Origin of the sequence: Pajaroellobacter abortibovis (genome assembly GCF_001931505.1) — a bacterium.
In the GTDB taxonomy this organism is placed as follows: domain Bacteria; phylum Myxococcota_A; class Polyangia; order Polyangiales; family Polyangiaceae; genus Pajaroellobacter; species Pajaroellobacter abortibovis.
The window spans coordinates 1,447,766-1,472,986 of sequence record NZ_CP016908.1 but is presented as its reverse complement, the minus strand read 5'-3'; the positions used below and the strand labels follow the sequence as shown (position 1 = coordinate 1,472,986).

The following is a 25,221-nucleotide window of genomic DNA, read 5'->3' as shown; positions in this document are numbered from 1 at the left end:
TTGATGGATGCCATTCGAATACGAGGGGGGAATCCCTTACGTGGAAAAATTCAGATCAGCGGTGCTAAGAACGCTGCCCTCCCTATCTTGTACGCGTCTCTTTTATCCGATGGAGCAAGTCGTTTGCGCAATGTGCCTCGCCTTCGAGATATCCACACAACTGCTGCCCTCCTCACGTTCTTGGGACGTAAAGTGGACGTGGCCGGCTCTGAGGTCTATATTACGGAAGGATCTCGAGTCCGGCCGGAAGCTCCTTATGAGCTCGTCAAACAAATGCGTGCTAGTTTTCTAGCGCTGGGTCCACTTGTGGCGCGGTTTGGTCGGGCCAAAGTTTCACTCCCTGGAGGCTGTGCGATCGGAGCACGTCCTGTTGATCAACACCTCAAGGGGCTTGAAGCGATGGGATGCACAATTACGCTGGAGCGTGGTAATGTGCTGGTTGTTGGTCCTCATGGAGGGGGTAGATTGTATGGGACGGAGTTTTGCTTCGACCTTCCTACAGTGACGGGAACCGAAAACTTGATGATGGCGGCTGCTCTTGCAAAGGGGCAGACTACACTGATCAACTGTGCCCGCGAGCCAGAAGTGGAGGAGCTTGGAAAGGTCCTCAATAAGATGGGGGCCCAAGTGGACGGAGCAGGGACTGATGTAATTCGGATCCGGGGTTCCGATCCTGCGGAGTTACTTCCCTTCGATCACGCCACAATGCCTGATCGGATCGAAGCAGGAACCTATATGATTGCAGCTTCCGTCATTCATGGAAGCGAGGTAACGTTGGAGGGAGTGGAGATCAGCATGCTAGACCCGATTGTGTCGAAGTTGCGCGCTGCAGGGGTAGAAGTGGAGCGTGAAGCCAGTGCGCTGGCTGTGCGTCGCTCCCATCCCCTTCATCCCGTTCATATTATTACAGCTCCGTATCCTGGCTTTCCTACGGACATGCAGGCCCAGTTTCTTGTGTTGATGTGTTTCGCCAAAGGGGAAAGCGTCATTACCGAGACCATTTTTGAGAATCGCTTTACCTATGTTCCCGAGTTGCGGAGAATGGGAGCGAGCATCTCGCTTCATGCACAGACAGCAATGGTACAAGGGGTCGATAAATTGTACGGCGCTAGCGTAATGGCTACCGACCTGCGCGCGAGCGCCTCTTTAATTATCGCTGGACTTTGCGCAGAGCAGGAGACTGAAGTCCGGCGAGTTTATCACCTCGATCGCGGTTATGAAAGGATCGAAGAAAAACTTCGAGGAGTAGGAGCTACTATTGAGCGGGTGAAAGGAGTGGATGCCTAAAAAAAAGGGACTTTTCTTATTTTTCATTGTAGCGTCCATTCATTCAGACGTGTAAACTGATTTTCTACGAGCCCCTTCAAGTGGGTTGCTTGTACCTTACTTATAGATATATAGCTTCGGATTGCATTTACTGTCGATTCTTTAAAAAGGGTCTATGAAGTAAAATCAAGTATAATGATGGGGAGGTTTCTTTAGCAAAAAAGTTCTTTGTGGTACGGCTCTTTGCCAGGCTTTGCAAATGTTTACAGGAATGGAGTCTGCTTCTTTTGCAGCTTCTTCTGAAATGAGTGCAGCCAGTGGCCATAAGGAGGAGCAAAAAGGAAAAGATGGTGGTCATGTTGTTTTAGAGAGCAAGGATGAGAAGGAAGATGACCACGAGGGGAAGAAGAAAGTGGTTTCCGAAGTTTCTTCTGAGGATGTCTCCTTATAATTGAGATGGCTTGAATTAGTTTGGGTAGATTTTTTCGTTATCTTGCTGTTCTCCTAAATGTAGGGGTCCGATCAAGTTGCAAAAGAGGACAAGCTTCGTGAAACTTTTACGTCCCATCCCCTTACCTTAACCCGTAAAAGATCTTCTATTCGATGAAATCGCCCCCCCCATTCAGGCTCTTAGCTTAGTAATTTCACGAGCCTAATGCCATACCAATTGTTGGCAAAGGGGTTAATTCTTCATGGTGCTTTCAGTGAGATGAAAGAAGTAGGGAAGCAAGAGGAGTGTGAAGATGATTGCAAAGTTATTGCTCAAAAGATAAGGAACATAATAAGGAGGGATTTGATTCTTCACTTTATCGGATCGATTTTCTTCTCGTTTTATCTTGCGTTGTGATTCGCGTCGTTCCCAATCTCTCAACTGAAGGGTTCCATTAATAGGGATCGCGTCAAGCCTTACATTAATCGAACCATCTGAATTGGCGGATCCCATGCTTACTCGCGTCCAATGGGTCTTGCCAGGTGCTCGTTCCGTCACGGTGTCAACCAGTTTCATTCGTGCGCTTTGGTTGGGAAAGGGAGTTCCTGCTTCTTGCTCACCGGAATGTTCCATCTTGTTCTTTACTCCTTCATGCGTTCATGTGTTTTCCATCACGCTATTCGTTTGTGAATCAGTACTTCCAGACTCAATCAAGCACAAGCTATGCCTATCTTGGGATGGAAGGCTCTATGTATCCATCGTGCAGAAAAGGTGGATAGGACTGACATCCTGTGCCATGAAGGCTGATCAGATCCCCCGTGAGTCGCTCGATGGTGTCTTAATTTTCCTTCCTGTTGGTTCCACAATAGAAACATCCATTTAAAGATGATAAAGTGTACGTGGATTCCACAAGAAAGAACCAGCAAGATCTCAAACAAGGGGTGGAAGCTCTGTCGAATTCCCCCTTTCCACAGGAGGAGAATCGCTCTTCTCGACGTTCCTTTTTTAAGGAATCGCTAGCCGTATACAGCAGCAGCTAGATTTTCTTCTTGGGAAGAAGCTCATACGCAGGAAGCGAAGAAGAATCGCATGACTTCTTCAGCTCTACCTGTCAGTTTAGCAGCAACTCCTCCAGATGGATTTTTCCCTTTCAATGCCCCTGGGGAGATCGTCCGAGTCTCAAAAGCCGGCTGCCTGATGCAGAACCAAATCTATCCGAAACCGGAAGATGCCGAGCGGATGGTGTGTACTTACGTGAGTTGACAGGGACGTCTACGCTGCAAGAAGCGGTGAGCAAGTTTGTTCACATCAAAGATAAACTTCTAATCAAAGTGAATAGGGATTGCGCTGCGTAATATGGCAACCAATAAAGAATAGATACTCTCTCTGATTCAGCCTCTATCCGGGTTGGGATCCTGCCTGAGAACATCACCGTACTGGAGCAGTACAACAGTTTCCTTTAGGGGGCTCGGATCACAGCGAATAGTGTTCCTCCAGGAGTCGAGGTGGCAGTCCATGCAAATGGCAATGCCATGATGGGGGGTCGTGTGATCAGACTCAAAGAAACCGGGATTTGGACAAAGTTCGTGCGCCATTTGACGGAGGCGACTGCTGTTTTTAATATTGCTCTGATCAAAGATCATTCGATCTGTGGATATACAGGCTATTTAAAAAGCATGAGCCATGGCACTACCATCAATCCTCACGATTTTCATGCTCACCAGGTTTCTCCTCAAATTGCGCTTTTGTGTGCGCAGGGCGTTTGTTTGTGCATTACAGGTGGCTTCAAAGTGATGTATCACAGGGGTCCGCTCGATAAATTACCTCAATATCGAGTTCCCCATGAGGTGGTCTTTGCCACTACGGATCCAGTGCGATGGACCGCGTGGGATGGGACATCGTGGAAAAATTCCATGAAGAAAGAAGACTTGCTTCTCTCAGAAGAGAGAGCCGCATGCCCTCTTATATCTATGCAGCTTACGAATTGGGTTTAGGTATTGGGGAATGGAGCTGCATACGGATTCGAGAGCATGTTCTTTGCATCTTCCAATTTGGCAAATTCGGAGAGAGCATCGTAGGCAGCGTATTTAAAGAGTTCGGAAAGAGTTGGATAGTTGAATACCATATCGATGAAGGTATTGATGCTTCCACCGAGGATAATCACGGTCTGCCCAATATGAACGAGCTCGGATGCGCGATCGCCAATGCAATGACATCCAATTAACTTGCGGCTCTCCTTGTGAAAGAGAAGCTTGATCATCCCTTCCTTATCTCCAATGATTTTACCGCGGGCATTGTCTTGGTAGAACGCTCGTCCAACAACATAGGGGATATTCTTTTTCTGGGCTTCTTGTTCGGAGATCCCAATACAACTCACTTCAGGGATAGTGTAGATTCCATAAGGAATTAAACTAGATACCTGGCGTTTGTAGGTGAATCCAAACGCATGGCAGATAGCCACCCGTGCCTGTTCCATCGAAGCGGACGCGAGTGAAGGGAAACCGATCACATCACCAGCTGCATAGATTGTTGGAATAGCTGTCTGGAAGTCTTCATTGACTTTGATGTAGCTCCTCGAATCGGTCTCGACTCCGATCGCGGAAAGACCTAACTCTTTGGTGCGTCCGCTTCGTCCAAGCGATCCGAGGAGTTTTTCTGCTTCGAGGGTTTCGCCGGAAGCGAGTGTCAATTCGACAGGCCCGGCCTCTTTGCGTTCGACTTTGACAGCGGATTTCCCCATCCGGAGATTGATACCTAGCGAAACGAGTGCTCCGCGCAATCTTTCACCCATTTCGAGATCGAGGAAAGAGAGGAGATGGGGTCGTGGTTCGATCAGTGTGACATCGACGTGAAGCGCAGCAAACATGGAAGCGTATTCGCATCCAATGACCCCTCCCCCTAGGATCATCAAAGTCTTGGGCAGGCGATCGAGCAAGAGGATGGAGTCAGAGTCGTGAACATCCCGATCATCAAAAGGGATGAAAGGTGGATGATATGGTTCAGAGCCAGTAGCGATCAGGAAAAAATGGCTTGTTAAATGGACAGGCGGGGCTTCTTTTGATGTAATTTCAATTGTGTGAGGATCTAAAAACCGTGCAAAACCATGATATAATTGAATGCGGTGGCGGTCGAGGTTCCATCGAATGCGTTCCACTTCTAGCCCTCGCACGACGTCGTTGCGGGAGAGCATTTTGGGGACGGCCAGATCGGGATTGACATGTACATCTAATCCATACAGTTCACTCTGCCGGTAACCCGAAAGATAAAGAGCGGTTTCGCGTAAAGTCTTCGAAGGGAGTGTGCCTGTATGTACAGCAGCGCCGCCTGGCTCTTTGCCCATTTCGACAGTAGCTACTCGTTTTCCGTAGAAAGCTGCTTGTGCGGCACCTTTTTCTCCTGCTGGACCGGCACCTAAGACAATCAGATCGTAATCATAGCTTGTAGTCATCCGCAGAGAATATCAGCATCTGGTTTTTGAAAGGAAGTAAAAGAGTCACACGATGAATGCGAAAGGGAGGGGATGAATGAATCCTGGTGAATTGCTGCTATCATAAAGGGAGGGATGTCTGGATAAGGGGGGCTGTGAGCTGTGAGCCTGTTTCTCCTATGATGCTGAGGATTTGTAGAAGCACGTCATGGCGTACGTGTTGAAAGGTTGCGTAGTTGGCTACCTGAAACCATGCTGCTACTTCGATATCAATCCCATATTTATTGATTTCCTTGAGGAAAACGAATGGTTTGTCGTCTGCGAGGTGGGGGTGATTCTGGAAAAGGGTGCGCACGTTTTGCACGATCTGCTCGAGTTGCTTAGGGGTTGTAGTGTGGACCAGCGTCAGCATATTTGCAAGACGGAACCGATCGCGCGCAGTCAGGTTCTCAATGCGCATATCAGCAATTTTGGAATTGGGGAAGGAGACGATTGTGCGGTCAAAGGTTCGGATCCGTGTGGAGCGCAAGCCTAGCACTTCGACCGTTCCCGTAATGGTTTCTGTCGTAATGACGTCTCCGATCCGGAAAGGCTGATCGATCCCTAGGGCAAGTGTTCCAAAGAGATTCTCGACTGTATTTTTTGCAGCGAGGGCGATGGTGATGCCTCCGATTCCGAGACCTGCCAGAATGCTAACGACGGGATATCCTAACGTGGATACCGATTCACCAATGGCCAGGATGAACAGGGCGACTTTGATGAATCTGCCGAAAAGGGGAAGGAGACTGGTGGCAGGGGGGTTCAGCTTGGCCCAAGGGGATTGGGTGGCAAGGGATAGGAATAGGTCGACTATCCGTATAAGGGCCCAGAAGAGGGTAAACAGAAAGATAGCCTGGAGAAACCCGCGTGTCCAGTGATCAGCTGCCTTATGGAGAGCAAGCCAGGGGACGGAGAGACTGCACAGGGCTGTCCCCCAGGCGAGTCGCAGAGGTCCAGCGAGCATTGGGAAGAGATTGGTCTGCTTGAGGAAAGTTCTTTTGAGGATCAGATGGGAGATAAAGGACCGTGTCAGGTGGTCTAAGAGAGAGCTTACTATCCAAGAGGCTAGGACGATCAAAGGAAAGGAGATCCATTGCCACCATAAAATATCGTAAGGTCCTATACGCAGTAAGGGGAGGGGTAGATGTTCTCGAATCCAGCGGTCGCTGAGGGAGTCATACCACTCGTCAATGTGTTCAACCGTACTTCGCGTGAACACCCAACGGCTTTGCCCTTCGGGATCCCATTTTTTGATCAGTCGAATCGGATCGAGGTACCTTTCTGAAGACGGAATCTTTCCCAGCTCATCGTAGCCAGGGGGGAGTTGATCATGCGGATCCCCTGAAGAAAGAGGGGAAACCGTCTCCAGATCAATCCAGAGGTGGCGTCGGAGAACAGCATCGAGTCGCTGCGTGAGCTGTATCTTTTTGTTAGCGGGGAGTGACCGGGGAAGATCGAGATATCTTGCCGCCTCGATGAATTGATATCGTCGCGTCAGGGAGAAAAACGCCGCGATGGAAGCGCGAGGGGAATCTGGAGCTACCTTTTCTTCTTCTTCTCCTGCTGCGCGTGACTCAGAAAGAGCAATAGCATTGTTAGTATTGTTAGTAAGAGAGGGGGTCAGAGTATTCTTTGGAGAGCACATCAACCCCAAAAAGAGCACGCTCAACAGGCCTAGTAGACGAAGAGATTGCTTTAGCTTGATCATCAAGGGATCAATTACTTCTTGTATCGCTTTTCGTCTATCCTTTAGTAGTTCTTTATGGGAAGAGAGAGGGGGCCGAGTGGATCAAAAAGCGAACAAATGGCTCTTTAGTAGCTTAGGATGTGGTCTTTTGCCGGGGTGTGGAGTGGAAACGAATGAATGGGAGAGCCAACGGGCGTGATTTTTTCTTCAATGCGTGCCAGGTGAATCAGTGGAAAAAAAGAATATGGAGTTGCGGCTTCCCCTTCTGGATAGGCTCTCGAGCCAGTTGATCTGCGCAATACGACTTCCGATCAACTCAGGGATATGATCAAGAACAACACGGTGGATTTATTACCTGTCGTATTGGACTATAGGACGACTAACAATTTTAAAATTCAGCTCAGCAAACAAACTTGAAGAAGTCTATCAGGAGTGCCCTGCTACTTCTTTTAATTTGGAAGTCCAATGTCTTCACAGAAAGCTGGATGTGTACCTTGGGGCGATAATGGGTGCTGCTAACGATGTAGAAGTGACCGAAGAGTTCACGTTATTAAACAAAGAGGATCAAGCAGTTGCCTCAGAAAATTCAGCGCGTGCTGGAGAGTAGATGAGTGCTACCTCCATTTAATGACTGAGGTGTTGACCCTCTCACAAAGACGTCCATGCAGGAATTCTGGGATTGCTCTTGCGGTCACCTTATTGTCAGCCAGCGGCGTTGGGAAGGAGGGAAGGTTGATGGAAATGGCCAATGCCCCCTTCTCTCTATTCGCTATTCGGTCAGATGGAAGTGTGGTGTGCAAAGAGCAAATTTTATTTGATAGAAGATTGCTTCGCTCCATGGAAAAGCGATCTGTATGTTAAAGAGAAGGGTGGATAGATAAATAAGAAGACTAGTAGTGGGGTCTGGAATGGGGTGATCGGAAGATTCAGTTGTATCTCTCTTACTAGGGTGTGGAGGAGAGGATAGCATCATCGAAGAGTGAGCTGACACAGTCTCTTTTGCGATGCAATCGAATGGATTGAATAGAGCAGGGGAATAAATACACTTGTTCCAGATAATTACTTTAGCGATTCAGAAGTCAATCAATTGCCGGACACAATTAGATAGAATGACGAATTATAGTAATAGGGGGGAGTGTGAAGAGAATCATATCCAGAGCCTCGACAGATTTTCGAATGGTATCTTTAATATTTCAGATGGGAATTCTAATTAAAATTGCTGGGGTATTGTTTGTTTTATTAAAGTATAACATAATCGATGAATATGAAGATCAAATAGAAAAACTTCGAGTAATTCAAGAAGCCAATCCAGATATTGTGTTTGAAATAGCACTTGAATGTCCTCAAGAATTTAGTGAAATCGCTAAACGTTGTTTATTGAAAATTCCCAGGATCAAAAGGATTAGGTTAGAAAAGTCGAGTATCCTAATATGCTTCAGCTGGTTCTAATTGTGATCTGAAAGAATAACTTCTTTTTTTCTCGCCATGTAGCATCATTCAATAGATGAGTTCTGAGCTGCTCCTTGCGCCAACTCTTATGCTCTATTGAATATGTTAAACCTTGATTAGAATCTTTTCCTCCAGGCTCTTGGATAGACAGACGAACTATACTTCTAGGCCTTTCAGAACATCTTAGATAAATACCTTTGGATATTTTGGTATGGATATTAAAATTAAAGAAGGCTTGCTGCATTCTCTTGTAGCAGCAGAATCCGAGCGCTGAAATCTAATTGTAGAATTTGAGAATGTAAATCAAGTGGATTCAAAAATTGAGTAAAGAATTATTGAAAATAAAGATTGGCTGCGGTTGAAATAATCATTGAAGTAAATAGACTGTCTAAGACGATGAATGAGAACTTTCTGCTTATCAAAGGATAGCAGAATTAAATAAGCAGTTGGACGTGGATGTAAAATGTTTCCTAGTCGATGCCTGTGAGGTCATGGTGGAGGAGGGAGGGAGGCTTCCCTTGTATGACGGATGGAGGAGAGAGGAAGATGGATGAGGGGGAGAGAGTGGCTGTGGGGCTCGACGAGGACAATCGATAGTGATGAGCCTCCCACGACCCCTAGCTCAGTTGTGGGGATGCCTGCTGCGTGAGCGGAAGTGAGTACTCGCTTCAAATGATTGGGGGGAATACTGACAAGGATTCGGCTCGGTTCCTCGCCGAAAAGCAGGGAAATGAGTTCGATGGGGGTGGCCGGAGCATCTAGGTCGATCCGGGCTCCGTAGTCTTGCTGGTAGACAGGTGCGCTGGTGCAGCATTCCGCAAGCGCTAGGGCGAGACCTCCTTCAGAGAGATCCTGTGCACTGTGGAGTAGACCTGCTCGAGCAAGTTCTAGGATCAATCGCTGAAGGCGTGCTTCTAGTGCCAGGTCGATGGTGGGGGGAATGTTCAGACTTCGCTCTCCTTTTCGTGCGAGGTATTCGCTTCCGTCTAACCCTCTTGGACCTTTCCCTCGGTATTCTTGAGGGGGTGTTCCGAGCAAGACAATTACATCTCCTGGTTCTTTAAACCAAGTGTTTACACAGTCTTCTGAGGAGCGAAGCTGCCCCACCGCTCCGATAATTGGAGTGGGGGGAATGGGACATCCATCGGTGTCGTTGTAGAAGCTCACGTTGCCACTGACAATCGGTATGGAGAGGACTTCACATGCTTCCCTCATCCCTTCGATAGTTTCTACAAACTGTCCCATGACCTCTGGTTGTTCCGGATTGCCAAAATTGAGACCGTTCGTGATCCCTATCGGTTCTGCTCCGGAACAGACAAGATTTCTGCAGGCTTCTGCTACAGCCATCCGTGCTCCTTGCCTAGGGGAGAGGGCGCAGTGACGTCCATTACCATCCACTGAAAAAGCGATCCATTTATCAATTTTTTCTCCGTTTTGAGTGCAGCAGATGACACGCATGACAGCTGCGCTCGAGCCAGGCCTGAGGATAGTACCACCCCCTACGATATGATCGTATTGTTGCCAGATCCACTGGCGGGAGCATCCATTCGGAGATCCACACATATCCAAAAACTCCTTCTCCCAGTCAGTGGGGATGGAGAGCATCTGATGATCGATGGATATCGGAGGAACTGAAGGGACGTAAGGCCGATGGTAGACGGGGGCCTTGGTGGTGAGGACATCGATCGGTAAATCGCATACAATGGACGGGGGGATGGATGATTTGGAATCAGAAAGTGGGTCAAAGCCAGGGGTCGCTTTGACAACCCATCGCTTTGTATCTGTCACTTGGCCGATGACTGCAGCATCCAATCCCCATCGGTGACAGATGGCAATGACCTGTTCAACACAACCTGGCTTGGTGACAAGAAGCATTCGCTCCTGCGATTCGCTGAGGAGAAGTTCGTACGGTGCCATTTGGGCTGCGCGCCGTGGAATCTGATCCAGATCGAGCTCAATCCCTGTCCCTGCCCTTTCCGCCATTTCTACACTGGAAGAGATTAGTCCGGCAGCACCCATGTCTTGAATCCCTTCGAGAAGTTCTGCTTCAAATAACTCAAGGCAGGCTTCCAGGAGCAACTTCCCCAGAAATGGATCTCCTACCTGAACGGTCGTTCGATGATTCTGACTGTCCTTTGAAAATCGGTCGGATGCCATGATGGCACCGTGGATCCCGTCTCTTCCCGTCTTTGCGCCCACATGTAGAATGGGATTGCCCACACCGTTGGCGCGTCCATAAAAAATTCGGTCCGATCGAATAATCCCACACGCAAACGCATTAACCAGAATATTCTTCTCGTACTGAGCGTCGAACTGCACCTCTCCCCCTACTGTGGGGATTCCGATGCAATTACCGTATCCTCCGATGCCAGAGACAACTTCTGTTAAAAAATGTCGCGTTTGAGGGTGTTCGAGAGAGCCGAAGCGAAGCGAATTGAGTAGCGCAAACGGTCTTGCACCCATGGTCCATATATCGCGGAGGATTCCTCCTACTCCTGTTGCCGCCCCCTGGTAAGGCTCAATGAAACTAGGATGGTTGTGAGACTCTATTTTGAAGACAACTGCGAAACCATCTCCGATGTCAACAATACCTGCATTTTCTCCCGGTCCTTGGAGGACTCGCGCCCCTTGAGTGGGCAGCTTGCGAAGATGGACACGCGAGGATTTGTAAGCACAGTGTTCACTCCACATCGCGCTGAAGACGCCAAGCTCCGTATAGGTGGGATCGCGTCCTAGGAGCTCCTGGATGCGGCTGTATTCCTGCTCGGAAAGTTTATAATGTCGGAGAAGCGTCGGTGTAATAGGGTGATCCCCAGGTAGAGGAGTTGCCCCGCAAGGGAGAGAAGGATTCATCTTGTTTTCTTCTGTTACTTGAAATGGTCTTTCATGGTAAGAAAAAAGCATGCAAGCGTGTGTGGTACTTTTTTTAGGCTCCAATGCGGATCGGGAAATGGTGCGTACTTTGCACCAGGTGTACGAGAAATCTCCAACGATCGTTGGGCATACAGAAATATCTCTCCCTCCAGGGACAGACTTGGTGGTCATCCCTGGTGGATTTAGCTATGGCGACTACTTGCGATGCGGAGCGATGGCGAAAGCGAGCCCGATCATTCCTGCCATTCTGCGTCATGCGGAGGAAGGAAGATATATTTTAGGGGTCTGTAACGGCTTTCAGATTCTGACAGAAATCGGTCTGTTGCCAGGTGCTCTCACGCGGAATGTGGGGCTTCACTTCCAATGTCGGGATTGCTTTGTCAAAGTGACTGCTGCTGGCCCTTTTACTTCTGATGTAGGTGTTGTCTGGAGGCTCCCTATCGCTCATGCGGAGGGGCGTTATCAAGCCAGTGAGGATGTGTACGAGCAGCTTAAAAAGGAAGGGCGGATTGCTCTCCGCTACTGTACCTCTGAAGGAGCGATCGAAGAGGCTGCTAATCCGAATGGATCTCTTGATGCGATTGCGGGGGTCTATGGTGGAACGAACAAAAATGTGTTGGGTCTTATGCCTCATCCAGAACGGATCAGTGAACCTCTTCTTGGAGGGGTGGATGGGCGCGCTCTGTTTGTCAATCTTCTTTCTTCTGTCGAACACATGCCTTGAAGCGAAAAAAAACAGGGTTGGAAAGCCGGTGTGCGGCTGCGCAGGTCCTAGCAAAAGTAGAACAGAAAAAGGCATTTGCTGCTCCTCTTTTAGAAGAAGCTTTGCGCTCTAAGGCAGGGGAAACTGTGCCGGACCGCCGCCTGATCACAGAGCTTGCCTATGGTGCTTTGAGAGTGAGACCATGGCTCGAAGCACGCGCTCAGGTGTATGCTCCTCGTGGTGTCGGCTCTCTTGACCCTCTCAGCCGCGCTCACTTGCTCATCGGTGTTTATCAGCTTTTTTTTTCTCGCATCCCTCCCTTTGCAGCTGTGAATACTGCTGTACAGGCGGTGACCGATCTCCGTGGAAAGGCAGTTGCTTCGTTTATCAATGCGATTCTGCGAAAGCTCGCGAGAGATGCTGCTCAAGAGGGGACCATTTCCAAAGAAGAGGCGTTTCGAGAATCGTCCGCTCCTTGGGTGGTGGAAAAACTGATAACTGCTATTGGCGAGGAAGCCGCGCGGTCTTTTCTTTATGATGCAGCCAATATCCCCCCTCTTTGTCTCCGCATTGAAAATGCGCAAGAGCGCGATCAATGGCTTGTTCGGTTTCAACAATTGATGCCACATACAACGTTTGCTTTGGGGCGTTTCTCTCCCTATGCGCTTTTGGTAGAAAAAGGGGGAGGGGTGCAGAGGCTTGTCGGGTGGGATCAAGGGAAATGGAGCATTCAGGAGGAAGGCTCGCAGATTGTACCTCTCACTCTCGGTGTCCGACCGGGGGACACGGTATTGGATGTCTGTGCAGGACGTGGCGGGAAAACAGCGTTGCTAATCCGAGCTGCGGGTCATCAAGGTGCAGTCGATGCATCGGATGTCTCCCCTTCTAAGCTAAAGATGCTTGTGGATGAATTGAAGCGACTTCATCTCTCTCCGCGCGATTGCTTCCAGAGGGATTGGACTCAGAAAGAGGGGATATTGCGGGTCTACCAGCGCATTTTGGTCGATGCGCCTTGTTCAGGAATCGGTACGTTGCGTCGTCGTCCTGATCTGATGTTGAGGCGAGGAGAGGAAGGCCTTGGAGATCTCCCGGCCCTGCAGCTGGCAATCGCAGAACACGCCGCAGCTCAGCTCGCAAGGGGGGGACGGATGGTTTATGCGGTGTGCAGTATTTTGCGGGAAGAGGGGGAAGAAGTGATTGAACGCCTTCTTCAACGGATGCCTGCTCTTCAATTGGTCCATTTTGAAGAAGGGATAGGGCAAATGCTTGCCGGCGTTTCTCCTTTTCTGCGCCTTCTTCCAAGCGTGCATGGAACGGATGGATACTTTCTTGCAAGCCTTCGGAAAATCGACTAAGTCTTCTGCACCTAGCTCTTGACGCAATCTTTCCCTTTTGCCTAATAAGTTTTTTAAGGATTTAAACTATGGTTGTTGATGTAACGATGCCCCAACTTGGGGAGAGTGTAAGCGAAGGAACGATCATCAAGTGGCTTGTTCACGAAGGGGACTTCGTGGAAAAAGGCCAACCACTGCTTGAAGTAGCAACGGATAAAGCTGATACTGAGGTCCCTTCACCAGTGGAAGGGCGTGTTCTCAAGATTCTGCGGGCGGAAAAGATGGTCGTTGCCGTGAAAGGCATCCTCTGTCAGATTGAGGAAGGTGCTTCCCGTGCAGAGAGTGCGGGTTCCTCAAAAACAGCGAAAGATGCATCGGAAGTATCTCCTCAGGCGCGAGGGAAGGGTGCTCTCCATCGAGAAGCCCCCTCTGCTAACGAGTCTCACTTTTCTTCAGTGAGCGTGACGGGTAGTTCTTTAGCTACCCCTACAGCGCGTAAAGCAGCGCTCGAGCACAGCATCCCCCTTGAACAAGTCCAGGGCTCGGGCGATCGAGGGCGAATTACGCGAGATGATGTTGTCCGTGCATCCGAAAAAATAGGAGCGCAAGCTTCTCTGGCTTCTTTTGCACCTCTGCCCCGGGAGGTTCCCACTTCTTCGGTGGAGCAGCTTTCTCATCTCATTCGGGAAGGGGGAGGATTTGTGATGCCTGTTCCAGGTGTAGGCCATGGCGCTTTCAAGGTTCCCCCCTATTGCTCGCAGGAAGGGGATCAAGTTGTCCCCTTTACACGTCGCCGTCGTATCACGGCCGATCATATGGTCTATTCCAAGGTGGTTTCCCCTCACGTCGTGACGGTGGCGGAAGTCGATTTGCACAAGACCTCAAAAATACGGGAATTGAATAAAGATCGCTATAAGAAAGAAGGGCTTTCTTTAACAATGCTCGCTTTCGTGATTGCCGCTGTTGTGCGTGCGCTTCGTGAAAGTCCCGTTCTCAATGCGCGGGTTCTTGAAGATTCGTATGTTCTTTTTAAGGATATTAATATTGGCACTGCGATGGAATCCCCAGCGGGATTAGTGGTTCCTGTGATTCGCCGCGCTGATGAACTTGGTATTCGGGGGATTGCACGCAGCATAGGAGAACTCGCCGACCGTGCCAGAACAGGCAAGATCACGGCGGACGATCTCCGCGGCGCAACGTTTTCTGTGACCAATCCAGGGCTCAAGGGGAATCTTTTTGGGGGTGCTATTATCAACCAGCCCAACGTCGGTATTCTGCGGATGGGAGAAATCCAGAAACGGGTTGTTGTGGTGGAAGGGCCTGATGGCGAGGATCAGATGGCCATTCACTCTGTTATGTATCTCGCTCTCAGTTATGATCATCGCATTGTCGATGGCGTTGCTGCAAATCAGTTCTTGTGGGCTGTCGCTGATTTTCTTAAGAAGGGTGATTTTGAGGTCTAAAGCGCTCGCTTGAGGGTTTTTGAAAGGTCAAGAAGAACCATACCTCCCTGTTTTTATTCCGGGGCCTCAGTCGCAGCATTGGGGCTCTCGGTTGAGGGCTGTGGAGTGTCGTGCTTTTGAGTATCGGCGACTTGAGCGAGAGGAGATCAGTGGTGTCTCGCATGCTCCTCTCGTATATGCTCAGGCCTTTGGGTCCAATGTCATCGATGTGGACGGAAACCGTTATGTGGATCTTGCAGCAGGATTTGGTGCACTTCTCTTGGGGCATGGCGCGCTTGAAATTCAGCAGGCCCTCCTCGCGCAGTCCGCTCGCCTCTCCCTTGCGTTGGGGGATATCTACGGATCCGAAGAAAAAGTGAGATTGTTGGAGCGTCTTGCTGCTCTGTATCCTGGTAAAGGGGGAAGAGTGCTTCTGGGGTTATCCGGTGCTGATGCGATCACAGCAGCTATGAAAACAGCCGTACTGGCTACTGGTAAATCAGGACTGATTGCGTTTCGAGGTGGATATCACGGATTGAGCCATGGTCCACTCGCTGCATGTGGACTTCATGATGCTTTTCGAACTCCCTTTAAAGAACAACTGGCCTCTGTCGCTTTTGCCCCCTTTCCAAAAGAAGAGAGAGAGGTGGAAGGGACTTTAGCGGCTGTTTCCTACGAGCTTCAGTCCAGTAGGCGGGGGGCTATCATTGTTGAGCCTATCTTAGGTCGGGGGGGATGTTTCGTCCCTCCTAGTGGATTTCTCTCGGCCTTGCGTCAGATTTGCGATCAAGCTGGAGCTTTATTGATTTGTGATGAAATCTGGACAGGCTTGGGGCGATCGGGAGCATGGTTGCTCAGTCTTGAAGAGGGGGTGGTCCCTGACCTTATCTGCTTAGGGAAAGGCTTGGGAGGGGGGCTCCCCATTTCTGCTTGTATTGGGAGTGAGGAGGTCATGTCAGTATGGGGTTGTCATGGTGGAGGAGCAATTCATACTGCAACCCATTTCGGATCGCCATTGACCTGTGCGTGTGCCCTTGCCCTGTTAGACGCGCTCGTCGAGAAGGATTTAATTGCCCGTTCCTTTTCGCTAGGAGAAGAATGGCGGCTAGAATTAAGTAAGGAGATTCGCCACCTCGGCATTAAGTCCGTAAGCGGGCGGGGGCTTATGATTGGAATCGAAGTACATGGTGGACAAAAAAGAGCATTGGCTGTGATCCAACGTCTCCTCAGGAATGGATATCTGGTCTTATCGGGAGGGGAGAAAAGTGATTCTCTCATTTTAACCCCTGCGTTGAATATTGAACGGTCACTTCTCACTGGGTTCCATTGCGCATTGGTTGAGGTTCTTCGTGCTATCCCTTTTTAGAAAGAGATGATACATGGCTTGGTCTGACGAAAGCCAATCCCTTCACGTTCGGGTGCGTGCGTTTGTCACTGCATCTTGTCAAGGTCGGCCTGTTCCAGAATCCTTTGATGCTCTAGCGATTGATCTGGTCCGTTTTCAGGCTAGATTTATTCCGGGGTATGCTCGCTTATGCCGTTCTTCTGATATCGACCTCGACCATATTTCCAGGAGTTCACAGGCACCTGCTGTTCCTTCTTCTGTCTTTAAATGGGTTCGTGTTGCTACTTTTCCCCAAGGGGAAGAAGAGAAGCAGTTTCAAACAAGCGGAACTACTTTAGGGGCGTGTGGTACACATTGGATTCGCGAAATTGCCACCTATCAGCAGGCTTCTGTGGCTTGGGCCCGCATCGCGCTCGCCTTGAGGGGACGTCTTCCTATACTTGTCCTTGGCCCTTCTCCAGAAGAGGCTCCTCATTCTTCGCTGGCATACATGTTTGGTCTGTTCGTACAGGCATTTAGTTTACCTGTCCCTTCAGAAGAAATTTATTTCGTTAGGGGCAATGCATTGTGTCTTGAAGCGCTTCAACGGAGAATTCTTCAATGTGTAGATGAAGAGCATCTTGCCTGTCTTGTGCTTGGAACTTCATTTGCATTTGTGCATGCTCTGGATGCTTTGGGATCTAAACGCTGTCCTCTCCCTCCCGGTAGCCGTATTATCCATACGGGGGGATTTAAAGGGAAATCTAGGGAAGTTCCTCTGGGCGAACTGCGCAGTCGTATGGCCTCGACTTTTTGCATTGATGAAAAAGCCATTGGGATGGAATATGGAATGACGGAGCTCTCCAGTCAATTCTATGAGTCTATCCTCCGCAATCAGATTGCACCCTGGGGGATCTATGAAGAACCTCCATGGACAAATGTAATTCCTGTACATCCTGAAACATTGATACCGGTGGAAGAGGGGGAAATAGGAATCGCTCGCATCGAAGATTTGTTAAATGTCGACAGCGCTTTTGCAATTCTTGTCCCTGATCGGGTTCGCCGTGTCAAGGGAGGTGGATTTGAATTGCTTGGACGGTTTCCGGGAGCGCCCCCGCGCGGTTGTTCCATAGGGATGGATGAATTGCTTCAGCGATGAAGTAGTGCTGAGTGGATTGATATAATTGAATGGTGAGGAACTTTCAGGATCAAATAGCAGCTGTCATAAAGGTGGTGGAGGCGGGACGAGCTGTCTTTGCTTCCCGTCATCGTTGGATCCCCGATCTGGTACGATATACAGGTCTTTCTCCTGAATCGATTGAAACTTCCTTTCATCGTCATCTTGAGCTCTATCCAGAAGTTTATCATCTCGAGGCATTGGTCAGTTCGGTGCAGCAGGCATCTCAGATTTATGTAGTTCTCGCTTCTACCGTATTTACTGCTCCCTTACGCGCGCTTGCCTCTGCGTATGCGGCTGCTCCTTACGTTATGATCCGTCCTTCTCGATGGGAACCCGTTTTTGCTTCTGCGATCGTGGAGATGATGCAAGACCCTCATCTTCGCATCACTTCAGAAATCCCATTTGAAAAAATCCAGAGTGGGGAAGTCCACGTGTATGGCCATACGGAGACGGTTAACGCTATTCGACGTCGTTCTCCTCCTCACGTTTATGTCAGGGGATATGGAACGGGAATAGGGATTGCTGTCATTCCTTTTTTTGCTGATGTGGTTTGTCGAGAGGAAATGGCTAATGCTCTTGCTCAAGACATCTGTGCATTTGACCAACGTGGCTGTTTAAGCCCTCGTATCGCTTTCGTAGAGGGGGGTGTTGAGCAGCTTCACTCTTTTGCAGATGCACTTCATAACGCTCTTATTCAGTATGCTTTAAAGGTACCGAGAGGGGAACTTTCTGTACAGGAAGAGCAAGAGTGTACTGAATATGAAATAACTCTGCGTTTTCTAGGGAAAGTTTGGAAAGGGAAAGAACACTTGATTGGCACTGTGGAAGACCCGACAGTTTCTCTTTTTCTTGCTCCTCCAGGACGCTGTATCCATCTCATGCCCTTAGAGCATCTCGCTCAATTTCCTACCCGGATTGCTCCGCTCTTTTCTCTTGTATTAACGATAGGCTCACCTGATCCTGATGCCATTCGAGCCCTTGTGCCCCCTTGGATCCGTCTTGCTAAGCTTGGAAAGATTCAGTCTCCCCCGCTTGATGGTCCCGTCGATCGGAGGCCTCCCTCTATCCAATATCCACCCCTTCTTTCAAATTGTCCATCCGCCGACTTTTTGAACATGTTGTGTGTTTAATTTTAAAAAAGAACTCTTGACAGAGTGGGATGAGGGCTTAGAGTACACTTGAGTATATTTATCCCAGAGGCATGAATCGACTGTGGAAGCCCTGTGTGCTTGCCCGAAAGCAAGCAACAGTGGGTGGCTTTGGAAGGGAGAAGTCTCTCCTCCCTCTTCCCCTATGTCTACATACAGATGGAATCCCACGAATTGAACCAATCCGCTGCCATCCAGCTGCAAGCCGACCTTGTTCTCATCCTACGCATTTCTCAAAGGCAAGCAGTGTATACGCCTTGTTAGTAGAAGTACAGACTCACCGAAGAAGTGGACACAAGCAGTGGAGTTGGCCTCCGTACCTAGCCACGATGACGTATCGCTTTTGCGGCCACAGCCGCCTAATTCTGGTCACCCCGACTGAATCCTTGCTTCGGTGATGTTTGCACACCGCCTTTGCCCCGATCGAGCGATGAGGTCGAATGTTGTACGGAGTGGCATTAGAACCCCTCCTTCTTGACCCTCTTAGGTGCCTGGCAGTAGTTTGTGTAGAGCGATTGCTTCTGCGAGCGACAGCGTACCACCATCAGGAACGAGGATTGCAGTACGCGATGCAGGCGGTGGGTCGGACGGAGGAATCATCGCTTGATGTGTTGTTATTGTACGTCAAGGCATTATACTGTAGCGCTACAGCCTCGGTGGCGAAAGGGACATTCAGTTCGATGGTGACCACTGCATTTGTGAAGGAGCTGACTGCTCAAGGGAAAGCGGAAAGCGGAGGGAAGAGCCAAAGGCAAGGTGACGGGAGAGAAAAGTAGAAGGGAAGGTGCAGCGTGTTGTTCAAGGTGTTGGAGGTACGGAGGTTCAAGGTGCATCAGGCAGTACAGCGGAAAGTGCTGGGGTGCTGCGACGCCCGAAAGCTCGACCAGTGGGTAACTCGTGCTGCTACCATCATAGCAGTCAGTGCTTTATTTTGATGGGGAGCATTAAGAGGCAATTCGTATCTTTGGCTTTATTGAACTAGCAGATCGGGATAATTTGGACGCGTCTGCTGGAGGGTTCTCCTCTGCTCTCTGTGCGAACTCCTTCAGTGTATCGAAGAGCCATGTGGACGACCCGTCGATCGCGTGCGTTCATCGGATCGAAAGTAATGACTTTTCCTTCTTGTATCGCTCGTTGAGCAAGACGGCGGGCCATCTGAGCGAGCTGTTCTTCATGGTGGGCGCGGTAGCCTTCAATATCAATACAGAGGTGACGATGCGGCTCACCTGGATAATGCACGACTCGGCTTGTTAAATACTGGATGGCCTCTAGGATAGCCCCTTTTTTCCCGAGAATGTGGATTGCATCGGGCCCCTCAATATCGAATTTAAGCTCTTCAATTCCGAAGTTTTCCTCTTGTGGTATTTCTTGTGCTTGGGGTTGAATTGGTGGGTAAGTTCTGTGTACCTCTACATTGACTTGCATCTTATGAAAGAGCGTCCGCAAGAATTGGAGGGCACGATCCGCTTGTGGGTCTACTTCTTCCTCAAAATACTTTGCATCCAGCCCATCCGTACTATCTTCATGGTTTGAGGAAGAGTTAAAGACTTCTGTTTGGTTCTCTTCAGACACGAGTTTTCCCTTTGTTTTAATTGGATGGTTATCGTCTTTTGGATTTAAGAGGATGTCTCCGACGAATTCTCTTGTTTCACTAAGATTGCTCCTTTTGGTGAAGTAGTCAACCGAGGCACGATCCGCTCTACAGCAAGTTGCTGTACAATTCCTAACAAACTATTGGCGAGCATGTAGATCCCTAAAGCTGCAGGTAAGAATAACATCATCAAGGTAAAAAATGCAGGCATAATGTAGGCCATCATTTTTTGCTGAAGGGGATCCATTCCTTGTTGGGGCAGGAGACATTGTTGAATAATCATACAACCTCCTAGAACGAGAGGAAGTATATAATATTCATCCGGAGTAGATAAATCCTTAAACCAAAGAAATTGCGTTCTATACATTTCTACGGCGGTTTGAAGCGTTGTATACATCGCAAACCAAACCGGCATTTGCACAAGCTGAGGAAGACAGCCCCCTAGGGGATTAATCCCGTGCTGCCGATAAAGTTCCATTATTGCTAGGTTTTTAGCTTGAAGATTGTCTGCAAAGCGAGCCTGGATCGCCTCCATTTCTGGTTTGAGTCTGCGCATTCTCAACGAAATCTGAATTCCCTTCCAGGATAAGGGGAACAGGAGGAGACGCATCCCCAATGTCATGAGAATGATCGCGATCCCCCAACTTTTGCCAGGAATGATGCCGTGCAGAAAAAGAAGGACAGAGACCAATACCTTGGCAACGGGAGAAAAGAATCCCAAGTTAATAAGATCGCTCAACCCCCCTTGGCCTCCGGCTTGAGCTAGCACGGACCGATCTTTTGGCCCAAAAAAAGCAATCTGGCGATATGTTGCCGATTCAGAAGGGGCTAGTGAACGAGCAGGATAGAGCAAGCGAGCGTGATACACGTTCCCCGCTTGATCGTCGTCGATGGATTGCCCAGCATGAGTCCAGTACTCTGTTAAAATTTGGCAATCCGGTGTTTCTTGCTCTTCTTTGGGGACCAGGGCTTGCGCAAAGTAGTAATTGGAAATCGCTGTATAGCGATTACTGTTTTTCTGAGTAAACCATCCTCCCTCTTTGAAGTCTTCCCTCGATTTTTGAATCACTTCTCCTGTTTTTGCGCAGGAAAGCTCCGTCACGAAGGGGGAAACACGGCCTAAATGTCCCTTGATCTCTCGATTGAAACGAAAAGCGAAGATCGAAGAAGAAAAACGATGGGATTTTCTCTGATCGGAGAGATTGGTCAGTATGGTTTCTACAGCTAATTCATAAGGCCGAGAGCCTGCCTGGATCGTTTTGCGGATATTGACGTTTGCGTCTTCATAAGCGAATACACATGCATCGGACTTGCTCTCTGCTAAGCGCCATTCGAATCGATCGAAAGCAACCTGATCCCATCCTTCTTCTCCTCGAAAAAGAGTGCGCAGTGATCGCCAGCGCTCGTGATCGGGGGTCGTGGACATATCTCTCGCTTCGCTTTGTGCATACTTCTCCTCTTGTAAATAAAAATGGGTGATGCTGGCTCCGCGTGTTGATAATTCAGCGGCAAATCGATTCCCTTGCAGAGTACATAAAGTCCCTTCTGGAGCTTTTTCCCCGATGTTCTGGCCTGGAGCAGGCGGATCAATCCGATCCGGTATAAAACCAGGTGCATCAACATACCGCTCAACAGGGATATCCTGCGTTTTTAGGTGACTACCTGTAAAGGTGGGCAGTCCCCATTTCCAAAACAGGAGGACTCCAAGAGCAATCATAATCCAGCGCATGACTGTTCGATCCATAGATATTTTGCGCGTCTTTTGTGGTTACTTTTGTGGTTATTTGTTAGATAGTGAGGTGAATGGTTGTTCTTTGTAACCTTCCCTATCGAGTGATCTGAACCCGCTTTGAATAGGGGGAGGATCATCCCCTCCTGGATGGAAAGGATGGCATTTACAAAGACGAACCAGAGCCAGTACTCCTCCTTGAATAACTCCTCGATGTATGATGCAAGCCAGTGTATATTCGGAGCACGAAGGGACGAAGCGGCATACCTGCCCTTGTAACGGGGAAAGAAACTTCTGATAGAGATGGATAAGTGCAATTACCGAGGAAATGAAAAAGGAAGACTTTATGCTCATAAGCCCTGCACACTGGAAATGTGAATCCTCAACGAGAAGAAAGCGCCCAACGGGCTTGCTGCTCAAGACGATTTCTCACGGCTTGCCATTCGATTTTGACTCCGTTTGTGCTGAGTTGGTCAGCCCCTTTTCGAGCAATGACAACAAGATCGGTTCCGGCCGGAAGAAAGCTAGGCCATTGTCGAAAGCACTCGCGGCATATGCGTTTAATCCGATTTCGCTGAACAGCATTTCCCAATTTGCGTGTTGTTACGACTCCAAGCCTTCTGTTTGGGGGAGGGCTTAGACTATGCGCAGGCTTTGCTGCTTGGTGGGCCCCTACGAGTAAGATGAAATGAGGGGTATGGATACAGCGTGCTGAAGATTGAATCCTCAGAAAATCACTGCGCTTTCTCAAACGAGAAGATTTTATAAAGCGAAACATCATTTTTTATAGATACTTACGGCCAAGCGCCATCGACCTTTACGCCTTCGATTTGCGAGGATTTTTTGTCCTCCCTTTGTTTTCATACGTGCGCGAAACCCATGCGTACGAGCACGGCGAACATTGTGAGGTTGGTAAGTGCATTTCATTTCTTATCCTCATTTTCAAAATAGAGCTGTTCCCCTTCTGATAACCGATTGATATTCCTACACGAACCCCTAGCAGAAAGCTACAGGAGATAGCAATAAGCGTGAACATCAAGCGCTCTTAAATCAGGGGATGGAGAAAGTTTTACCCACAATCACGCTTCCTTCTGCGAAAGGAGGGACATGCGCTGCTTTGAATTTATTCGCAATGCATCTTCCTACGGCTGTCCCTGCAAAAGGAGGGGAATCGAGATGCACGCTGGTGGCGATCCCTTTCGGATTGAATACGATTTTGATGTGTCCTTCCCCTGAAGGTCCCTCTTGCTTTTTACATTCGTTAGCGCTTGTAGCGATTTCTGCAAGAGCTATAGCTGCAGCTTGTCGATTGAATCCTGTCCCTTCGTGGGCATTTCCTTTGGCGTCCCCCCCTCCCCCTTTTCCGTGTCGCTCCTCAACTGTAATTGTCTGTTCTGGAGAGGGAGAGGAGGTCGGTGGTGCTGCATGCTCTTGATCCGAAATCTGTTCCGCAGTCGCTTGAGCCTTTTTAGCTGGTTCTGAAGAGGATTCTCCCTGAGAAGTGAAGGGTTTTGGAAGCTCTGTTGGGTGTTTAGAAGGATTCGAATGAGGGGGCTCTGGTGAAGTGGAAGAAGAGGACAGACTTCGGCCCAAAGAGGAGAATATCAAGGCAAGACCAAGTCCGACCAATACCAACAATGCGGCGAGCATAACCATCAAGCGTCTCTTCCTTCCTTTTGATTTTTCCTGAGTTGCTTCATATTCAGGAAAAATAGCAGGGGGGAGCTGCTCGAATAGGATTGAGGTTGGGATGGGAGGGTTGGTAGCGGGTGGCTGATAATTCTCTTTATGATTGCGTGGCGCATTAACGATCCGCACGCCTCCGCTCGCGCTGTTAGTGTAGAATGGATCAAAGGAAGATTGCTCTCTTGCGCTTTGTGGGCTGGCTTGAGATGCTTTCGTCAGCGCAGAAAGAGAAAAAAGAACGCTGTTGTCATTGCGTCGCCCCGTCATTTTGAGTGCGGCTAGGGGGGGAAGACTGGTAGGCCCTTTGCCGATGAGAGGATGTTGGGTTGACAGGCTATCCGTTTTTTTTCCAGTCTCAGAAGAAGAAGGGGATAGATAAGCCTGCCCGTATGTGAGATTGTCAGGAGGGGGAGAAGGGGGATGCGCTGCCGGCGATGCTGGCGCTTCATAGGAAGGGGGGATTACATCTGAACAGGCTTGCACGAGTTCTGGGATATTGTGGAGAGGCAACCATTCTGGGAGGCCATCTTTCCAGCAGTAGGTATCTTGGGAGATGAGCCCTGAGCGGAAGTATTGGACGACCTGTTGAGTGGAAAGAGTTTGCTGGGAATTATCCTGAGCGAGGATAGTCCAGAACGTTTGGGAGAGTGGCTGATCAAAAGCGGCAGAAGGAGGTGATTCTCTCTGCTCTTGCGTTCCGTCAATCGTAAAAACATGTCCACATCGTTTGCAGCTTGTTTTAACTTTGCGACCTATGATCTTTTCATCTGCGATTGCGTATTTTGCTCTACAAGAGGCACATACAATTTTCATCACCGGCTACTTTCATTTCACGTGGTCAATTGGACTAGGGCTACATTTGTAACAGATCAAGTCTTTAAGGTGGTTCAATTGGGGGGCTTGGAAAAGTTAGTGTGAGAGGGGAGTGGAGAGCAAACGTGAAAAATAAGCCATAAAGTGATAATTCCTCCTACGATAATCACACCGAATAAAAGATAAGAGATGACTCTTTTTTTTCGCCACAGCCCAGTGGTGATCGTATTGGTGGTGCGGTTGCCAATTGAGGCCAATTGTTCGCTTTCAGTTTTATCGGGATAGAATATTTGTCCAGGACCTACATACATCAAGCGGATGTCACCCAACTCAATGGTGTCCCCAGTATCCATGATGCTTCGTTTGGTTGGTACATGGTTGATACGAATCCCATTTGCTGATCCTTTGTCTAAAATCTCAGCCTTTCCTTCTCCTATACAGTGCACTTCTGCGTGTAATCGTGATACGGAATTGTGATGGATGCGAATGTGGGCATCTTTACTGCGCCCTATGGTTATCACTGGCTGGTCAAGCACAAACTGGCTCCCAGGCGTAGGACCCACCAGCATGATCAACCGAGGGGTCAATTGGTGAATCTCCACAGGATTGGAAACTTGGATAAAGCGTGGCGAATAAGAGCGGGTAGTATCGTTCGGTTGTTTCTGCATCGGGGCATCTTTAATTTTTTCAAAAAGGAGGCTAAAATCACCGATCTGAATCCGGTCCCCTGCTTTGAGCTCATAAGGAGCTACTAAGCGCATGCCGTTGACAAAGACCCCATTGGTGCTGCCTTGATCCTTGAGCAAGAATCCATAAGTGTCTGGATAAGAATGTTGCTTATTCTTGTGGCATTGGAGGAGGGCGTGATTGCGCGAGACATTGCGCTCTTTCAGACGGATGTCATTCGTCTCATCGCGACCAATACTGTATTCCTGACAGGATAGCCTGATTGTCGTGGTCTGATGCTTCTCCTCGTTTTGGATGACTAGTTGCCACATGGGTCTGTTGAACTTAAGGAAGGTGATATTCCTATCAATTTTGTTCGATCAAGGAAGTATCGAAACAGAAGACTTTTTTGTCTGTCAATGCCAGCAAGCTC

At 48.9% G+C, this 25,221-nt stretch carries 22 protein-coding genes; 11 read left to right on the top strand and 11 right to left on the bottom strand.

The genetic code is table 11. From position 1 onward, the window contains the following. Nucleotides 1–3 precede the first annotated feature (3 nt). Both murA and BCY86_RS07410 read left to right on the top strand, forming a co-directional pair. Nucleotides 4–1,287 (top strand): UDP-N-acetylglucosamine 1-carboxyvinyltransferase, encoded by a 1,284-nt coding sequence (murA, locus tag BCY86_RS07415; RefSeq protein ID WP_075277157.1) that lies wholly within the window; start codon nucleotides 4–6, stop codon nucleotides 1,285–1,287. A 250-nt stretch (nucleotides 1,288–1,537) separates the two neighbouring features. Continuing rightward, nucleotides 1,538–1,717: a hypothetical protein gene (locus tag BCY86_RS07410; protein ID WP_156865152.1), complete on the top strand. Its 180-nt coding sequence runs from the start codon at nucleotides 1,538–1,540 to the stop codon at nucleotides 1,715–1,717. Between the two features lie 231 nt (nucleotides 1,718–1,948). On the opposite strand, the gene BCY86_RS07405 is transcribed toward BCY86_RS07410, so the two are convergent. Next, nucleotides 1,949–2,329, bottom strand: coding sequence for a hypothetical protein (locus tag BCY86_RS07405; protein ID WP_075277155.1), 381 nt, complete (start codon nucleotides 2,327–2,329; stop codon nucleotides 1,949–1,951). A gap of 456 nt (nucleotides 2,330–2,785) precedes the next feature. On the opposite strand from BCY86_RS07405, the gene BCY86_RS09885 reads away from it, so the two are divergent. Both BCY86_RS09885 and BCY86_RS07400 read left to right on the top strand, forming a co-directional pair. Beyond that, nucleotides 2,786–2,959 carry a hypothetical protein gene (locus BCY86_RS09885; RefSeq protein ID WP_156865151.1) on the top strand — a complete coding sequence of 58 codons (174 nt, stop codon included), beginning with the start codon at nucleotides 2,786–2,788 and terminating at the stop codon, nucleotides 2,957–2,959. A 242-nt stretch (nucleotides 2,960–3,201) separates the two neighbouring features. Beyond that, complete coding sequence (locus BCY86_RS07400) at nucleotides 3,202–3,690, top strand: DUF362 domain-containing protein (protein ID WP_075277154.1); 489 nt, start codon at nucleotides 3,202–3,204, stop codon at nucleotides 3,688–3,690. Here BCY86_RS07400 and sthA read toward each other — a convergent pair. The 3 genes from sthA to purL form a co-directional block, all read right to left on the bottom strand. Further along, nucleotides 3,687–5,144, bottom strand: coding sequence for a Si-specific NAD(P)(+) transhydrogenase (sthA, locus tag BCY86_RS07395; protein ID WP_075277153.1), 1,458 nt, complete (start codon nucleotides 5,142–5,144; stop codon nucleotides 3,687–3,689). The genes BCY86_RS07400 and sthA overlap by 4 nt on opposite strands. A 100-nt stretch (nucleotides 5,145–5,244) precedes the next feature. Continuing rightward, nucleotides 5,245–6,870, bottom strand: coding sequence for a mechanosensitive ion channel family protein (locus BCY86_RS07390; RefSeq protein WP_075277152.1), 1,626 nt, complete (start codon nucleotides 6,868–6,870; stop codon nucleotides 5,245–5,247). A gap of 1,917 nt (nucleotides 6,871–8,787) precedes the next feature. Further along, entirely contained in the window at nucleotides 8,788–11,151 is a 2,364-nt protein-coding gene (gene purL, locus BCY86_RS07370) for a phosphoribosylformylglycinamidine synthase subunit PurL (protein ID WP_083604351.1), read from the bottom strand. Between the two features lie 49 nt (nucleotides 11,152–11,200). Here purL and purQ point away from each other — a divergent pair, with 49 nt between their 5' ends. From purQ to BCY86_RS07330, 7 genes are all read left to right on the top strand, one after another. After that, nucleotides 11,201–11,896: a phosphoribosylformylglycinamidine synthase subunit PurQ gene (gene purQ / locus BCY86_RS07365; RefSeq protein WP_075277148.1), complete on the top strand. Its 696-nt coding sequence runs from the start codon at nucleotides 11,201–11,203 to the stop codon at nucleotides 11,894–11,896. After that, on the top strand, nucleotides 11,893–13,230 hold the full coding sequence (locus BCY86_RS07360) for an RsmB/NOP family class I SAM-dependent RNA methyltransferase (RefSeq protein ID WP_083604263.1): 1,338 nt from the start codon (nucleotides 11,893–11,895) through the stop codon (nucleotides 13,228–13,230). Before purQ ends, BCY86_RS07360 begins: the two co-directional genes overlap by 4 nt. Before the next feature lie 68 nt (nucleotides 13,231–13,298). Continuing rightward, nucleotides 13,299–14,672 carry a dihydrolipoamide acetyltransferase family protein gene (locus BCY86_RS07355; protein ID WP_075277146.1) on the top strand — a complete coding sequence of 458 codons (1,374 nt, stop codon included), beginning with the start codon at nucleotides 13,299–13,301 and terminating at the stop codon, nucleotides 14,670–14,672. A 19-nt stretch (nucleotides 14,673–14,691) separates the two neighbouring features. Continuing rightward, nucleotides 14,692–16,017 carry an aminotransferase class III-fold pyridoxal phosphate-dependent enzyme gene (locus tag BCY86_RS07350; protein ID WP_075277145.1) on the top strand — a complete coding sequence of 442 codons (1,326 nt, stop codon included), beginning with the start codon at nucleotides 14,692–14,694 and terminating at the stop codon, nucleotides 16,015–16,017. A gap of 13 nt (nucleotides 16,018–16,030) precedes the next feature. Beyond that, on the top strand, nucleotides 16,031–17,134 hold the full coding sequence (locus BCY86_RS07345) for a LuxE/PaaK family acyltransferase (protein ID WP_075277144.1): 1,104 nt from the start codon (nucleotides 16,031–16,033) through the stop codon (nucleotides 17,132–17,134). Between the two features lie 29 nt (nucleotides 17,135–17,163). Then, nucleotides 17,164–18,285, top strand: a complete 1,122-nt coding sequence (locus BCY86_RS07340) for an acyl-CoA reductase (RefSeq protein WP_075277143.1) — start codon at nucleotides 17,164–17,166, stop codon at nucleotides 18,283–18,285. 458 nt (nucleotides 18,286–18,743) lie between these two features. Beyond that, nucleotides 18,744–19,079, top strand: a complete 336-nt coding sequence (locus BCY86_RS07330) for a hypothetical protein (RefSeq protein WP_075277141.1) — start codon at nucleotides 18,744–18,746, stop codon at nucleotides 19,077–19,079. Nucleotides 19,080–19,281: 202 nt separating this feature from the next. On the opposite strand, the gene BCY86_RS07325 is transcribed toward BCY86_RS07330, so the two are convergent. The 7 genes from BCY86_RS07325 to BCY86_RS07295 all read right to left on the bottom strand — a co-directional run bounded on the left by BCY86_RS07325 (nucleotide 19,282) and on the right by BCY86_RS07295 (nucleotide 25,120). Beyond that, nucleotides 19,282–19,875: a Jag family protein gene (locus BCY86_RS07325; RefSeq protein ID WP_075277140.1), complete on the bottom strand. Its 594-nt coding sequence runs from the start codon at nucleotides 19,873–19,875 to the stop codon at nucleotides 19,282–19,284. Between the two features lie 44 nt (nucleotides 19,876–19,919). After that, nucleotides 19,920–21,623: a membrane protein insertase YidC gene (yidC, locus tag BCY86_RS07320; protein WP_172824831.1), complete on the bottom strand. Its 1,704-nt coding sequence runs from the start codon at nucleotides 21,621–21,623 to the stop codon at nucleotides 19,920–19,922. A 51-nt stretch (nucleotides 21,624–21,674) separates the two neighbouring features. Continuing rightward, nucleotides 21,675–21,977, bottom strand: coding sequence for a membrane protein insertion efficiency factor YidD (gene yidD / locus BCY86_RS07315; RefSeq protein ID WP_075277138.1), 303 nt, complete (start codon nucleotides 21,975–21,977; stop codon nucleotides 21,675–21,677). Nucleotides 21,978–22,005: 28 nt separating this feature from the next. Next, nucleotides 22,006–22,374 (bottom strand): ribonuclease P protein component, encoded by a 369-nt coding sequence (gene rnpA, locus BCY86_RS07310; protein WP_172824830.1) that lies wholly within the window; start codon nucleotides 22,372–22,374, stop codon nucleotides 22,006–22,008. Between the two features lie 26 nt (nucleotides 22,375–22,400). Further along, entirely contained in the window at nucleotides 22,401–22,550 is a 150-nt protein-coding gene (rpmH, locus tag BCY86_RS07305; protein ID WP_075277136.1) for a 50S ribosomal protein L34, read from the bottom strand. Between the two features lie 123 nt (nucleotides 22,551–22,673). Further along, a complete protein-coding gene (locus tag BCY86_RS07300) occupies nucleotides 22,674–24,122 on the bottom strand; it encodes a zinc-ribbon domain-containing protein (protein WP_075277135.1) in 1,449 nt (482 codons plus the stop codon). A 74-nt stretch (nucleotides 24,123–24,196) separates the two neighbouring features. Further along, a complete protein-coding gene (locus tag BCY86_RS07295; protein ID WP_075277134.1) occupies nucleotides 24,197–25,120 on the bottom strand; it encodes an FHA domain-containing protein in 924 nt (307 codons plus the stop codon). Between the last annotated feature and the right edge of the window lie 101 nt (nucleotides 25,121–25,221).